12 protein-coding genes are annotated in these 14,390 nt (G+C 64.4%); 11 read left to right on the plus strand and 1 reads right to left on the minus strand.

Annotation, left to right across the window (positions count from 1 at the left end; translation table 11 throughout):
• The first annotated feature begins 8 nt into the window (after positions 1-8).
• From CGK93_RS12510 to CGK93_RS12560, 11 genes are read left to right on the plus strand one after another with little or no spacing between them, the layout of a single operon-like run.
• Positions 9-1,118 (plus strand): Gfo/Idh/MocA family protein, encoded by a 1,110-nt coding sequence (locus CGK93_RS12510; protein WP_089595111.1) that lies wholly within the window; start codon positions 9-11, stop codon positions 1,116-1,118.
• The gene (locus CGK93_RS12515; RefSeq protein ID WP_089595112.1) at positions 1,115-2,134 is read left to right on the plus strand and encodes an NAD-dependent epimerase/dehydratase family protein; all 1,020 of its coding nucleotides are present in this window, start codon (positions 1,115-1,117) and stop codon (positions 2,132-2,134) included. The genes CGK93_RS12510 and CGK93_RS12515 overlap by 4 nt, the downstream gene beginning before the upstream one ends.
• On the plus strand, positions 2,131-3,297 hold the full coding sequence (locus tag CGK93_RS12520; protein WP_089595113.1) for a DegT/DnrJ/EryC1/StrS family aminotransferase: 1,167 nt from the start codon (positions 2,131-2,133) through the stop codon (positions 3,295-3,297). Before CGK93_RS12515 ends, CGK93_RS12520 begins: the two co-directional genes overlap by 4 nt.
• A complete protein-coding gene (locus CGK93_RS12525) occupies positions 3,294-3,956 on the plus strand; it encodes an acetyltransferase (RefSeq protein ID WP_089595114.1) in 663 nt (220 codons plus the stop codon). Before CGK93_RS12520 ends, CGK93_RS12525 begins: the two co-directional genes overlap by 4 nt.
• A complete protein-coding gene (locus tag CGK93_RS12530; RefSeq protein WP_089595115.1) occupies positions 3,953-5,026 on the plus strand; it encodes a glycosyltransferase in 1,074 nt (357 codons plus the stop codon). Before CGK93_RS12525 ends, CGK93_RS12530 begins: the two co-directional genes overlap by 4 nt.
• Complete coding sequence (locus CGK93_RS24400; protein WP_157731792.1) at positions 5,023-5,319, plus strand: oligosaccharide flippase family protein; 297 nt, start codon at positions 5,023-5,025, stop codon at positions 5,317-5,319. The genes CGK93_RS12530 and CGK93_RS24400 overlap by 4 nt, the downstream gene beginning before the upstream one ends.
• A complete protein-coding gene (locus tag CGK93_RS12540) occupies positions 5,316-6,530 on the plus strand; it encodes an oligosaccharide flippase family protein (RefSeq protein WP_269768452.1) in 1,215 nt (404 codons plus the stop codon). The genes CGK93_RS24400 and CGK93_RS12540 overlap by 4 nt, the downstream gene beginning before the upstream one ends.
• Entirely contained in the window at positions 6,527-7,798 is a 1,272-nt protein-coding gene (locus tag CGK93_RS12545; RefSeq protein WP_089595118.1) for a glycosyl transferase group 1, read from the plus strand. The genes CGK93_RS12540 and CGK93_RS12545 overlap by 4 nt, the downstream gene beginning before the upstream one ends.
• Entirely contained in the window at positions 7,795-9,255 is a 1,461-nt protein-coding gene (locus CGK93_RS12550; protein WP_089595119.1) for an O-antigen ligase family protein, read from the plus strand. The genes CGK93_RS12545 and CGK93_RS12550 overlap by 4 nt, the downstream gene beginning before the upstream one ends.
• Positions 9,243-10,118, plus strand: a complete 876-nt coding sequence (locus CGK93_RS12555) for a chain-length determining protein (protein ID WP_089595120.1) — start codon at positions 9,243-9,245, stop codon at positions 10,116-10,118. Before CGK93_RS12550 ends, CGK93_RS12555 begins: the two co-directional genes overlap by 13 nt.
• A 10-nt stretch (positions 10,119-10,128) precedes the next feature.
• A complete protein-coding gene (locus tag CGK93_RS12560; protein ID WP_089595121.1) occupies positions 10,129-11,478 on the plus strand; it encodes a hypothetical protein in 1,350 nt (449 codons plus the stop codon).
• Here the strand turns inward: CGK93_RS12560 and CGK93_RS12565 are convergent, their stop codons facing one another.
• A complete protein-coding gene (locus CGK93_RS12565) occupies positions 11,479-14,256 on the minus strand; it encodes a WecB/TagA/CpsF family glycosyltransferase (protein WP_089595122.1) in 2,778 nt (925 codons plus the stop codon).
• Positions 14,257-14,390 lie beyond the last annotated feature (134 nt).

Raw genomic sequence — 14,390 nt, forward strand, 5'->3', positions numbered from 1 at the left:
AGTGGGAAATGAGCATACGAACAATTCCATCGGGACAACTGAAGGGCCACACAGTCCGGCCCAAGCTTCAGATTGCAGTGGTCGGGGCAGGCTATTGGGGTCCCAATCTCGCCAGGAACTTGAAAGCCAGCCCTGACTGGGACCTGGTGGCCATTTGCGACCTGGACGTAGAACGCGGGCTCAGGCTCGCCGAAACGGTAGGTGGCGTGGCCGTCGTCGAGTCCTTGGACGAACTGCTGGACACGTACAACCTCGACGCCGTTGCGGTGGCGACACCGGCACATACCCATCACGGAGTGGTGATGACGGCGCTGCGCGCCGGGAAACATGTGCTGGTGGAAAAGCCCTTGGCGGACAGCCGGGCAAAAGGCTTGGAAATGGTGGAAGAAGCCAAAGCCCGGGGTTTGGTGCTGATGGCAGACCATACCTACTGCTTCACCCCCGCAGTCTTGAAAATCCAGGAGCTCGTAGCAACCGGCGCGTTGGGCGATATTCTCTACGTGGATTCGGTCCGCATCAACCTGGGCCTGGTCCAACCGGACGTCAACGTCTTCTGGGACCTGGCTCCCCATGACCTTTCCATCCTGGACTTCGTCCTGCCGGGCGGCTTGCATCCCACAGAGATCGCGGCCCATGGGGCAGATCCGCTGGGTACCGGCCGTGACTGCGTGGGACATTTGACGTTCGGCCTTCCCAACGACGCCATGGTGCACATCCACGTGAACTGGCTCAGCCCCACCAAGATCCGGCAGATGATCATCGGGGGATCGAAGAGGACCCTCGTGTGGGATGACCTGAACCCGCAGCAACGCCTCAGCGTCTACGATCGTGGGGTCAGTCTGGAACACCAGCCCCGGTCCGCCGCAGATAAACGGACCTCCGCCATTTCCTACCGCCTCGGCGACACGTGGTCACCTGCGCTGCAGGAACGCGAGCCCCTGGGCCAGGTGGTGGCCGAGCTCGCTGCTTCCATCCGGAACCACACCATGCCCCGTACCAGTGGTGAATCCGGGCTCCGCGTCCTGTCTGTCCTGGAGGCCGTCACCCAAAGCCTGAGCACCGACGGGCAGTCCACCGTGGTGGCCGGCAACGAGGTCAATCTCCAGGTTGCGCGGTGAAAAGGCTCCTGGGCGCCAACGTCCTGGTCACCGGTGGCGCCGGAACCATAGGGTCCACGCTGGTTGACCAATTGCTCGACGCCGGTGCGGCGCACGTGGACGTCCTGGACAACCTGGTGCGGGGACGCCTCGCAAACCTGGACGCCGCCTTGGCCAGTGAACGGGTGGACCTGGTGGAAGGTGACCTGCGGGACCGCGACCTGGTGCATGACCTCACCCGGGGCAAGGACCTGGTGTTCCACCAAGCCGCCATCCGCATCACCCAATGTGCCGAGGAACCACGGCTGGCACTTGAAGTGCTGGTGGACGGAACGTTCAACGTGATCGAGGCCGCCGCCCAACACTCCGTTGACAAGCTCATCCTGGCCTCCAGTGCTTCTGTCTACGGCATGGCCGAAGAATTTCCCACCACTGAACGCCACCACCATCACAACAACGACACGTTCTACGGCGCAGCCAAGTCCTTCAACGAGGGGATGGCGAGGAGCTTCCGGGCGATGACCGGCCTGAACTACGTGGCTTTGAGGTACTTCAACGTGTATGGCCCACGGATGGACGTCCACGGGCTGTACACCGAGGTGCTGGTCCGTTGGATGGAGCGGATCGTCGATGGCCGTCCGCCCCTGATCTTCGGCAGCGGTCAGCAGACCATGGATTTCATCCACACCGCCGACGTGGCCCGGGCCAACGTCCTGGCAGCAGTCAGTGACGTCACCGACGGTGTCTACAACGTGGCCAGCGGGACCGAAACCAGCCTCGCCGGGCTGGCCCAAACGCTGCTGGGGGTCATGGAGTCACCGCTGCACCTTGAGCACGGACCGGAAAGGGCCGTCAACGGCGTGGCGCGCCGCCTGGCCGATACCTCGGCCGCACGGGTGGACCTCGGGTTCGAGGCCGCCGTTGGCTTGGAGGACGGACTGCGCTCGCTGGTTGCCTGGTGGCGGCCACTGCGCGAAGAGATTGCCGCAGCACGGACCACCAACCGCCCTGACGCTCCGGTAGCTGGTGCAAGATGACCGCCTCCGGTCTCCACCTGGCACGCATCGACGTCATGAAGCCGTGGCTGGGCGAGGACGAGGCCCAGGCAGTGGCCGAGGTGATCGCCTCCGGATGGGTGGCACAAGGTCCCAAAGTCCGCCAGTTCGAAGAAGCGTTCTGTCTGCTGCAACAGGCAGGCTTCGCCGTCGCGACCTCCAATTGCACTACAGCCCTGCATCTGGCCCTTGTGGTGGCCGGCGTGGGCCCGGGCGATGACGTAGTGGTCCCGTCGTTCTCGTTCATTGCCACAGCCAACGCGGCAACGTACGTGGGGGCTCGTCCGGTGTTCGCCGACGTTGACGTCACAACCGGTTGTGTCACTGCAGAGACACTGCGTGCCGCCCTGACTCCAGCCACCAAGGCAGTCATCGCCGTGGACCAAGGCGGAGTGCCCGTTGATCTGGCTCCCATCCGTGCGATGTGCGATCCGCTGGGCATCACTGTGGTGGAAGATGCTGCCTGCGCCATCGGTTCCCGCTACCACGGCAGGGCCGTGGGGGCCGGAGCGGAAGTCGCCGCCTGGTCCTTCCACCCACGTAAGGTCCTCACCACCGGGGAGGGCGGCATGCTCTCCACTTCGCGGCAAGACTTTGCTGATACATCAAGGCGCCTCCGTGAACACGCCATGAGCGTCTCTGCTGCCGACCGGCACGCCAGCATTCTCGCGCCCCCGGAGGAGTACCTCGACATTGGGTTCAACTACCGCATGACCGATCTTCAGGCCGCCGTCGGAATCGTCCAACTGGGGCGGCTCCGGGAAGTCATCCAGCGGCGGCGGGAACTGGCAGCCACGTACGCCAACGCTTTCGCAGGAATCGAGGGTCTACGCCTTGTCAGCGACCCGGACTATGGAATCAGCAACTTCCAGTCCTGCTGGCTTGAAGTCGGGCCAGGGTTCCCCCTGGGACGCGACGGGTTGATGACTGCTTTGGCCGAGGATGGAATCTCGGCGCGACGCGGCATCATGGCAGCCCACCGCCAACCGGCCTACGCGGGCAAAGACACCGGGAAGGCAGGCTTGGATGCCACCGAATGGCTGACTGACCACACGCTCATCCTGCCCCTGTACCATCAGCTTTCCCTGCACGATCAGGTCCGGGTCATCGATTCCGTGCTTCGGGCAGCAGGTCGACTGACATGAGTGAACTTCTCCTCATAGCAGCCAGCGGCCTGGCCAGGGAGGTCCTGGCCATGGTCCGCAGCAACGGGCCCTTTGACGTGATCGGGATCCTCGACGACGACGAAGACAAACTCGGGCGGGTGGTGGACGGCGCCCACGTCCTTGGCCCCATCCGGGACGCCCTGAATTTCCCCCATGCATTTTTGCTGGTGTGCATCGGATCCGGATCAGGGCGGGAAGCCGTTGTGATGCGGCTCAGGACCCTGGGACTGGATGAAGGGCGATATGCCACGGCCATAGACCCCTCCGTGCAGATACCCGAAGGCTGCATGATCGGCAAGGGCAGCATCCTCCTTGCCCACGTGAGCATGACGGCGTCCGTGACGATCGGCAACCACGTAGTAGCCATGCCCGGAGTGACCTTCACCCACGACGACGACATCAGCGATTTTGCGACCTTCGCCTCAGGGGTGTCGCTTGGGGGCAACGTCCACATCGGGCGTGCCGCCTATGTCGGGATGAATGCCAGTGTCCGCGAGCGCACGTCCATCGGCGCGAATGCAACGATCGGGATGGGCGCGGCGGTTCTCACCGACGTACCGGCGGAGGAAACCTGGGCCGGGGTGCCGGCGCGGGTGATCAGGCGGGGAAATTCCCCTGCACTGGAGGGCATCCAATGAAGCTGATGCGTCCCGTTCCCCTGCGGCACCCGGTGAGTGTTTCGGTGGTGGTGCCGTGCTACAACTACGGACACTTCCTGCCTGAGGCTGTTGCCAGTGCTTTGGAGCAGGAGGGCGTGGACGTCGAGGTCATCGTGGTCGATGACGCGTCCACGGATGGCAGCGCCGCCGTGGCCTGGCGGCTGGCCTCCGAGGACCAGCGCATCAGCGTTGTCCTCCACGACAGCAACAAAGGGCACATTGCCACGTACAACGACGGACTCTCCAGGGCGCGGGGCCGCTACGTAACGCTTCTCTCCGCAGATGACGTCATAGCCCCCGGTGCGCTGGCCCGGGCTGCCGCGCTGATGGAAGCCAACCCCCGGGTGGGAATGGTGTACGGCCTTCCCCGGGACTTCACTGACAAGCCTCCGGCCCCTTCCTCACATGACCGCAGTACGTGGACTGTGTGGGAAGGCCGGGCATGGATTTCCCTGGCGTGCGCCCGCGGGAGGAACTTCATCCTTTCGCCCGAAGTGGTCATGAGGACCGCGGCTGTGCTCAGCGTAGGTGCTTACAGTCCCTCGCTGCCGCACTCCGGGGACCTGGAATACTGGCTGCGGGCCGCTGGCTCCTGGGATGTGGGCAGGATCAACGGGCCGGTGCAGGCGTTCTACCGGGTCCATGGGGCCAACATGCATCAGACAGAGTTCGCAGCGGCCGCCGTGGATCTCAAGCACCGCTTGGAGGCCTTCCGGGTCCTTGAAGACTCCCGGTTTCCGGGCAATCCGAGGAATCGTGCACGGCAGGTGCAGCGTGCCAAGTGTGCGCTCAGCAGGGAAGCCGCCCAATTGGGCTTCAGGGAAATCAACCAGGGCGGATCGGTGGAGGCCGCAGTCGAGCTCCGGAAGTTCATCGAGGGCCTTCACGAGGTTCCCGGAAATATCCACCGGGCCAACGCGTTGCATGCCAGGATCGCCCGGGCAGCCCGCGGCCGGAAACCAAGGGCAGGGAGGTTCGCCGTTGGTTTTGTGCGGAGCCAGCTGGACCGGGTGCGTTGGCGGGTATGGGCCCTGACGGGAATCTCGTGACCACCGTCAGCGGCCAGGACCGCACACTGGGCAACCGGGCTGCGAGCGCCACGCTCTGGGGCGGTGTCAACATGGCCTTGGGCAGGATCGTGCAGTTTGCCACCACCATTATCGTGGCCAGGATGATAGCCCCGGAGCACTTCGGTGCGCTCGCGGTAGCCATTGTGGTGCAGACCATCGCCACCAACATGGCCGAGCTCGGTGCGACCGCAGCCTTGGCACGAGGCACCGGGGATCCGGACAAGATCGCCCTACCGTCTTCTCCATTGCTCTGGTCACCAGCGGCGTCATGACGGCGGGTGCAATCGCCCTGGCACCTGCCTTGGCAGCAGCGTTTGATGACCCCGCCGCGACGCCCGTGATCCAGGTGCTCTCGCTCACCATCCTCCTCCAAGGGGCTGGTGCCGTCCCTTCCACCATGGTGTGGCGGGAGTTCCTGCAAAAGCCGCGGGTCGTCGTCGACCTTTGCAGCCTGGTCACCGTGCTGGTACTGGTGGTGCCGATGGCATTGGACGGCTGGGGAGCGATGGCGCTCGCCTGGTCCAGGGTGGGTGGACAGCTGGTGGCCTTGGCGGGTTATTGGATCATCACTCCCAAGCGGTACGCCCCGGGCTTTGACCGTGCAGTGGCCGCGGAGATCCTGCGCCTGGGTATGCCGTTGGCCATGGCAAACCTGGTGGTCTTCGTGACCCTGAACGTGGACTATCTCCTGATAGGCCGGATGCTTGATCCGACGGCATTGGGCTTGTACCTCCTGGCGTTCAACCTGGCCGGGCTGCCAAGTTCGGTGATCACTGCGGTCATCCGGGCCACTGCGGTGCCCACCTTTGGCAGGCTCTTCTCCGAAGGAACCTTAGGGGTGCTGGCCGCCCGGTTCGTGACCGGGGTTTCCTATGGCGCATTTCCGATCTCCGCCATGGTGATTGCGCTGGCACATCCCTTGATCGTCACCGCCTATGGCGGGGCATGGGCGCCGGCGGGCATTGCACTGGCCACGCTGGGGGTCTTCGGCGCCACACGGATCCTGGTGGAGCTCTTCGCTGACCTGAGCGTGGGTGCAGGCAGGACCGGATGGCTCTTTTGGGTCCAGGTAGCCTGGCTTGCCGCCCTGACGCCGGCACTTTTCGCCGGCATCACGTGGTGGGGGATTGCCGGGGCGGGAATCGCGCATGCTGCAGTGGCCTGCCTGGTGGTCATTCCCCTCTACGTCACGTCCTTGACGTCGGTCCTGCACACCAGCGCCTGGCAGCTCCTGCGCGGAAGTGTCCGCCCCCTTGCGGCTGCCGCCGTGGCAGGGGCTTGTGTTTGGTTGGCCACCCAAGGGATAGCCAACCCTGCCGTGGCCATGGTTTGCGGCCTACTGCTCGGTTCGGTCCTGTATGGCCTTCTGACCTTCCGCCAAGGCAAAGAACTCGTGGCTGAGATCCGCGGGCTGCTCAGGGCCAGGGCCACGGCGTCCGAACCCTCCCCAACCGGCATTCCCGGAGGCACGGTCCAACCATGAAACCGATATCACTGTCTACCGCCCGCCTCGCAGCCCAGCGTGTCCGCCGGGATGGCTGGCGGCCTGTTGCCCGGGTAGTGGCGGCAAAGCTGGTCACCTCCGCTGTGGATGCTTGGCATCTGGCAGAACCGGGGCTTCCCCTGCGGGAGGAAGACATCATGGACCCCAGGTGTATTGCCCGTCCCGCCGCCGCGCCCGTCACTACCGGACACCTGAGGATCGGCTGGCTCTGCACGCCGCCTGCGCCCGGCTCGGGAGGGCACACCACCTTCTTCCGGATGGTGGAGGAGATGGAAGAGCGAGGCCATCAGTGCACTTTGTTCCTCTACGACACCAACGACGACGACACCAGCCGTCACGAAGAGACTATCCACAGCCACTGGCCGGCGCTGCGTGCCGGGGTTCGCAGCGCCACATATGGGATGGAAGGGGTGGATGCACTTATTGCCAGTTCCTGGCCCACGGCACACGTTGCCGCGGGACGGGCACCTGGCAGCGTCCACCTCTTCTATTTCATCCAGGACTACGAGCCGTACTTCTACCCCCGCGGATTCCTCTACGCACTGGCAGAGGACAGCTACCGCCTGGGGCTGGCCAACGTGGCGCTGGGCGGCATGATCGCCGACGTCATGCAGGAAGAACTCGGCGAAAGGCCCCAAGCCGTTGTCCCCTTCGGATGCGATACCGGCATGTACAGGCTTCCCGCGTCCGCTGAGCAACCTCCGCGGTCCGGCGTGGTCTACTACGCCAAGAAGAAGGTAGACCGACGCGGATACCTCCTGGCCAAACTGGCCCTGCAGCGTTTCCATGCCCTCCAGCCTGAGCAGGAAATCCATATCTACGGAGACAACGTCACCGGGTGGAACATCCCCGTCACCAACCACGGCAACCTCACCCCGGCGGAACTGAACAGCCTGTACCATCGAACGATCGCCGGGCTGGCCCTTTCCTTCACCAACATTTCGCTGGTCCCCGGCGAACTCCTCGCAGCGGGGAACATCCCCGTCATGAATCGAGCGCCCTTCGCTTCGGGACTGCTCAACGACCCCGACGCCGTGTGGGCACTGGGAACTCCCGCCGGCTTGGCCGCTGCGCTCGCGGACGTTGTCAATGCACCGGACATCGAGGACCGCGCCACAGCCGTTGCCGGCAGGAAACGGCTGGATTGGGCAGATTCCCGCGCGGCATTCGCCCACTTCGTGGAAGCCTCCTGTGCCAGGCTCCCACAAGAGACCCTGGAAGATTCCTTGCGTGGAGGCCACGCATGAAGCGTATGAAGAAGATCCTCACTTTCCCTCCGGCACGCGAAATCGAGGCAGGTGATCTGGAAGGAACGTCGGGCACCGCGGGCCACGTGGGCCTCCTGCTCAAATTCACGGCCTTTGCCGTGTTTTTCTTCCCTTCCAACATGGTGGTCAAACCCATCGGAGCCGTGGGGACGGTTCCCATCATGCTGGCCCTCCTGCTGCTGGCTTTTTGGCTCTGCTCGGCATTCTTCGGCCTGCACCATCCACTGCGGACCCGGCATCCGGGACGGCTGGGGCTGGGACTGCTGTGGGTGGGAACGTGCGCCTCCTATGTGGCACTGTTCTCCGGCTTCACTGGCAATACCAACGTTTCGGCCCAAGCTGCGGCCGACCGTTGGCTGATCCTGATCCTGGCCTGCGGCGGGATCGCACTGGTGGCGAGCGAAGCCGTCCGTACCCTGGACAACGCCATGTCGCTGGTCCGGGCCATCCTTGCCGGCGCCTTCTTCTGCTGCCTGGTGGCCCTGGTCCAGTTCCTCTTCCGGGTCAACCCGATGCTCTGGATCCAGGAGGCCATGCCGGGATTCACCGACAACGGAGGAAACACCGCCTTTCAAGTGCGCGGGCTCATGACCCGGGTTGCGGGAAGTACATTCCATTCCATTGAACTGGCCGTTGTCTGCGCCATGCTCCTGCCTTTGTCCATCTGGCGGGCCATCTATGACCGAACAGGCTACAAGTGGTTGCACTGGACGGGTACAGCCTTGCTGATCGTCGCCATCGCCTCCACAGTGTCCCGGTCCGGTGTCCTCGGGCTGTTCCTGGGAATGCTGGTGTTCATTCCCTTCCTCCCACGCTCAGCCCGACGCTGGGCGGTGGTGGCTGCACCGGCAGCTATGGCCGCACTGTTCCTAGCCATCCCCGGACTGGTGGGGACACTGACCTCCTCCTTCACCGCAGGAGACTCCGACCCCTCGCTCACAACCCGCACCAACAACTACCCCCGCGTGGCCGAGATGTTCGGTGAACTGCCCTTCCTGGGGCTGGGACCCGGAAACTACATGCCGGAGAACGCCCTTTACATCCTGGACAACCAATACCTCAATTCGCTGGTCACCCTGGGCCTGGTCGGCTTCATTGGCATGGTGGCATACCTGATCCTGCCCGCCGTGTCATCCTTCATCGCCGCCCGTGCATCCCGTATCCCCGCCCTGCGCTGCCTGGCAGGAGCGGCAGCGGCTGCCGGCGCCGTGGCAGCAGGCTGCTCGCTGACTTTCGATTCGATGGCTTTCCCCGTGTTTGCCCTGGTGTACCCCTTCGTCATCGGCCTCGGAGGAGGCGCTTGGATCATGATCCGCCGTGAAATCGAGCTCAGGGAAACCACAGCTCCTGACTTGTTCAAGAACGGTCCGCCCCAGGACGGACACCTCCGCAACCCATCAACTCCGAATGTCGAGGCGATCACATGGACCCGGTAGCAGTCATCAAGACATTGTGGCATCACAAATTCGTCGTGTTGCCTGTCCTGCTGGTGACGGTGCTCGCAGCCGTCTACGTGTACTCCTTTGCCCCACGCTCCTACGAAGCCAAGGCAACGTACGCGATTGTCAATCCAAAAATACCCACCGCGCTCGAGTTGGAGAAGAACCCGGCCCTGAACCTGCTCAACTCGGACAACCCTTATCTTCGATCAGCGGACTCCTCGCTGATTGCCCAGGTAGTGGGTACCAGGCTGAACGATGACACCACCGGGGATGCCCTCCAGAGGGAGGGGCTGAGCACGGACTTTACGGTCCAACGTCCGCCGGCTTCTTTCCTGATCGAGATTGCCGCAGCTTCTGACAGCAAGGATAAGGCCGTTGCCACGGTCAAAGCCCTGGGGTCCCGTCTGGAAGCTGACCTGCTGGCCATCCAGTCCATCAACGGCGCACATGAGCGTTTCTTGTACACTTCCCTGATGGTTGCTGCGCCGGACAACGCCACCGAGCAGTTCTCCAGCCGCCTCCGCTCACTGATCGTTGTCCTGGTGGCCGGAATCGTGCTCACCTTTGGGGCAGTGTCCATAGCCCGGGGCCTTGAAACATCGCGGGTGCGGGCCCGGGCGGCGTCCCCGGCGGGGGAGCGGAACAAGACGTCCCGCCGCAAAGACCATCAAGACCCTGACCCGAACGGGCCGGCTGCAGGAGGTCCCGGCCTTGACGAGCTCACTATCCAGGAGATTCTGACACCCGCCCAGGCAGGCCGCAGGGCAGAGCGGCCTTTCGCAGCAAACGGCCCGCTGAGTGAACCCCTGCGGTCCACCAGCAACGGGAAGTCTCCCGTCAAGGAAACATCTGCCTGAAAGGTAGCCCGTGAAACCAAGGACAGCCGGGGTCCTCAGCGGGACTGTTCTCGCCGGCCTTGCCGTTGCGGTTGCTGTTGCTGCAGCCAGCGGAGTAGTGCCCTTCGCCGGCGCGGGCACGCCCGGTCCAGGGCCTGCCGCCCCCTCAGCAACGGTGGCAGCAGGCAATGACGGTGTGACGCTGCGCCCCATTGACGGTGGCGCGGACTACTACGCACGATTCAAAGGCGGCCTCCCCGGCGATCCCGGGTTCTTCCCCATCGCGGTCTGGTTCGAAAGTGTCCTGGATAAGGGAAACATTGCCCTGGACACCGAAGCCGGGCTCAACACCTACGTGGAGCTGACCGCCAACTCCGACCTGAACCTGGTGAAGGCGTCGGGCATGTACGCCATACCTACCTTCGAGTCCCCGGACGCCTCCGGCTTCGCCCTCAGCGACGAAGTAGACATGTGGGCCGGGCCCGGCAATGCGCCCTGGACAGGAAAGTACCCCGGCGAAGGGCCCCTGTGCGTACCGGAGAACAGCAAATGCGGGTACACAGTCCAAAGCGAGCGGCGCGCAGCAGCACCCCCGGGGGCCATGCTGTACTCCAACTACGGCAAAGGTGTCGCCTTTTGGCTCTCCGACGAAGAGTCCGTGGAATTCTTCAAAGGAATCCAGGACGTCGTGTCCGCAGACACCTACTGGTTCACCGACCCCGGCATCTGTGCCAAGGGTGAAGGCGGTGCGCTTGTTGACTACGCCCGGGACCTGACACAGGATGAATGCCGGTTGGCGGCCAACTACGGGTGGACCATCGAGCGGGTCCGGACACTGCAGGCCGGCGGCCCTGCCACACCCATTTGGGCCTTCGTCGAAGCAGGGCACCCCTTCAAGGATTCGGCCAACGCCACCACCATCACAGCGCCCCAGATCCGGGCAGCAGTATGGAGCAGCCTGATCCACGGCGCCAGGGGAGTGATCTATTTCAACCACAACTTCGGTGGCGACTGCATCTCCCAGCACGTCCTCCGCGACTGCGGGGTACAGGTCCGCCCCACAGTCACTGCGCTCAACCGCCAAATCACCGCCCTCGCCCCAGTCCTCAATGCCCCGTTCCTCGACGGCGCCACCACTGCCACAGGACCCGTGGATTTCACCACCAAACTCCACAACGGAAAGGTCCATGTTTTCGCCGGGGCGAACAAGAACGCCGGTGGGAAGGCAAGCTTCCGCGTCCAGTGCGGCGGCAGCACCGCCGTCGTGATTGACGAAGACCGGACCATCCCGGTGGTGGACGGCACCTTCACCGACACGTTCGCTGACGGAAACGCAGTCCATCTCTACCGCATCGAAGGCGGCGGGAGCTGCGGCTTCTGACTAACGGCTGCTGTCGTCCCGCTCCCAGCCGGTTGCCACCGAACGCCCCAACAGCGGACGACGGCGGCCGACCACGGCGAAGGCCACGTAAACTACGGCGTCAACCGCCGACAACGGCCCCCTGACGGAGGCCAGAAGCTCCCGTACCGTCCGGGACGTCGTAGCCCCAGCTTCCTGCCCGTCCTGTTCCGCATTGCCACGGTAGGAGCGGCGAAGCACAGCCAGCAGGGCTGACCTCGTCCGTGGCGTCCGCACCACCACAGGTCCGGTGGGAAGCACAGCCTTCTCCACCCCACTGAAAAGGCGATCCACGTAATAGTCATCACCGGTCAGGATCGGAAACCCACCCAGACGATCATGACCAGCCCTGCCCAGGGCGTACGCACCCGCACCCCACAGCCCTTGGGCGTTGGACGGGATCCTGGCCCGCGCCCGATAGTAGGACCGCACCAGGACCGAAGCGCCCTCCGTGTCATATCGGAAAGCCGGACGGGCCGCCAACAGCGGACCGTCACCCAGTGAGGTCAGGACAGCGTGGACCGCCTCCGTAGTGACCTCGATGTCCGCGTCGAGGTAAAGGCGGGGCCAACGCTCCACCACCTGATCAGCTGCGTTCAACGCAGCGGCCTTCGACGCCGCCTCCACCTGGAGGACCCGCACCCCATGGAACCCGGACGCCACAGCCTCCGTCCCATCCGTGCACCCGTTGCACGCCACAATGACCTCCACGGTGCCCCAAGCAATCACGCCCTCCAGCGATTGAAGGGTCCTCGCGATGACGGAGGCTTCATTATGGGCAGGGATGATCACCGCACCGGATGGTGGCGCCACCCCTTGCGCTGGGGACATTTGCGCTGGGGACCGTCCACCGAGGGAAGCGTGAGGCAACCCCTTCCACCGCCTGCGGTCCACCACAGCCACAGCAGCCTCACGATGCCCGGGCTTATGGAGCCGGGCCAGCTCCGAAACCAACACCACAGCCCTGAACGCCGTCACCCTGACCGGGCCGCAGTACTTCTCCGCGTACCGGACACGATTCACGGACATCAACGCATTCAACTGCGGCGAAGTACCCGAACCCCCACGTTCATGCCACATCCGGGCCAACGGCTCACACCAGATCGAACGGCCCGAATCACGCACCCTCCGGCAATAGTCCGTTTCCTCCGAATACAGGAAGAACTGCTCATCCCACCCGCCGACGTCCCTGGCGGTATCGGCACTGATCAACAGCGCGGCACCGGTGGCCCAATCAACACGGTGCGCATGGAGGTAACTCTCCGGATCAAAGTCCATCTCAGACAACCACCCCGGCCTGCCCTTCACCCGGGACCCCAAAGCCGCGTCTCCCAGCGCTCGCAGAACACTTGGCTCCCGCCGCAGCGAAGGGTACACACTGCCGTCGTCATCCAGCAGGACAGGAACCACCATCCCCGCGCCGGACAGTGCCATCCTTCGACGCAGCGCAGCTACCGCGCCAGTCTCCACCCGCAGGTCAGGATTCAGGATGAGATACGCGTCCGCGTCTCCGGCCACACGCATTGCGGCATTAATACCGCCGGCATAGCCGAGGTTCCCACCGGTGCGCACGGGAATGATGTCGGGATGCCTCAGCAGCTCGGCCATGGTGCGCTCATCGGGAGAGTTGTCCGCCACCACAACCTTGAGGGACTGCTCCGCCGTTTCTTCCCGCAGGCTGGCAACCAACGCCGTAACGTCCTCGGCATTGTTGTACGTCACCACCAGCACTGCGACGTCGGCCCTGGCCCCTGCCGGGACGAACTGCCCCGGAGCACGGCTGGGCCCGTCCTCCGGGGTGCTGGAAACGGCAGGGGACAGGACGCCCGCAGCCGGGGCCACAGGTGCAGGCTGGACGGTACTACTACTGGACATCCGCAGCGTCAGGTAGGCCCCCGGGCCGTCCACCAGGTACCGGCGGGCCAGCCGTCGCGGTTCCAGCATCAGCCGCCACCCCCATTCCAGTCCATGGGTGCTCACCCACACCGGAGCGCGCCTGATCCTGCCGGCGAGGAAATCAACAACCGCTCCGAAAGCCAGCAGGACCTTTGCCCCCGTCAGCTGCCCATATTCACAAATCCAGAGCTCCTGCCGGGGCTTTCCCAAACCCACCACCAGGACGTCCACGCCAGCGTCAGCGATGTCCGCCGCCAAAAGCCTGGATGCATTCACGTCGGCGAGGACGGGACGCTCAGGAGCCCACCAACCCGCCACCGTCAAACCGGAACGTTCCCGGGCAAACCTCTTCCGGATCAGTTCCTGCGCCTGCGGGCTTCCACCCAGGAAACCCACGCGAAGACCCCGGCGCTCGGCCTCATCCAGCAAGGGCTCCACCACATCACTGCCGGCCAGCCGTGGCCAGGCGTGGCCCGTGACCCTCGCCGCTTCGGCCACCAACGGTGCGCCGTCCAGCAAAGTCAGCCATTCCACCGGTGTCGGTTGGTCCAGCGTTCCGTGCCACCGGCTCCCTGAACCGAAATGACGGAGGTGGTCCAGATTGGCGGAACAGACGCCCAAAGGCTTCGCGCCGCCGGACTGTGCACGGTCCATGATGAGCTCCACAGCCCGTTCGAAGTCCATCAGGTTCACCGGGGCGCCGCCCAGATTCACCGACTGCTCTGCGCTGGCCCGCCCTGGGCTGGACCAGCCTTTGGACCGGCGCCCGTGGGGAGTCAGCAGCAATGCGCTGCTGTTTACGTCCAGGCCGGATGAGGGGTGGGGGAGTGCGCCTTGTCGGGGCGCGATCTTCGGCAGCAGCATTCTCGGCTCTCCAGGCTTCAGGGGCCAGCTCAGGACACAACAATTAAGCCGGCGATCCATGCTGCTGCACTGCCTGGATCGCCGCGGACAGCCAAGGCTGCCCCTCCAACGCGTTAACTTGAGTTGTCTCCCGG

The organism is Arthrobacter sp. YN (assembly GCF_002224285.1).
In the GTDB taxonomy this organism is placed as follows: domain Bacteria; phylum Actinomycetota; class Actinomycetes; order Actinomycetales; family Micrococcaceae; genus Arthrobacter.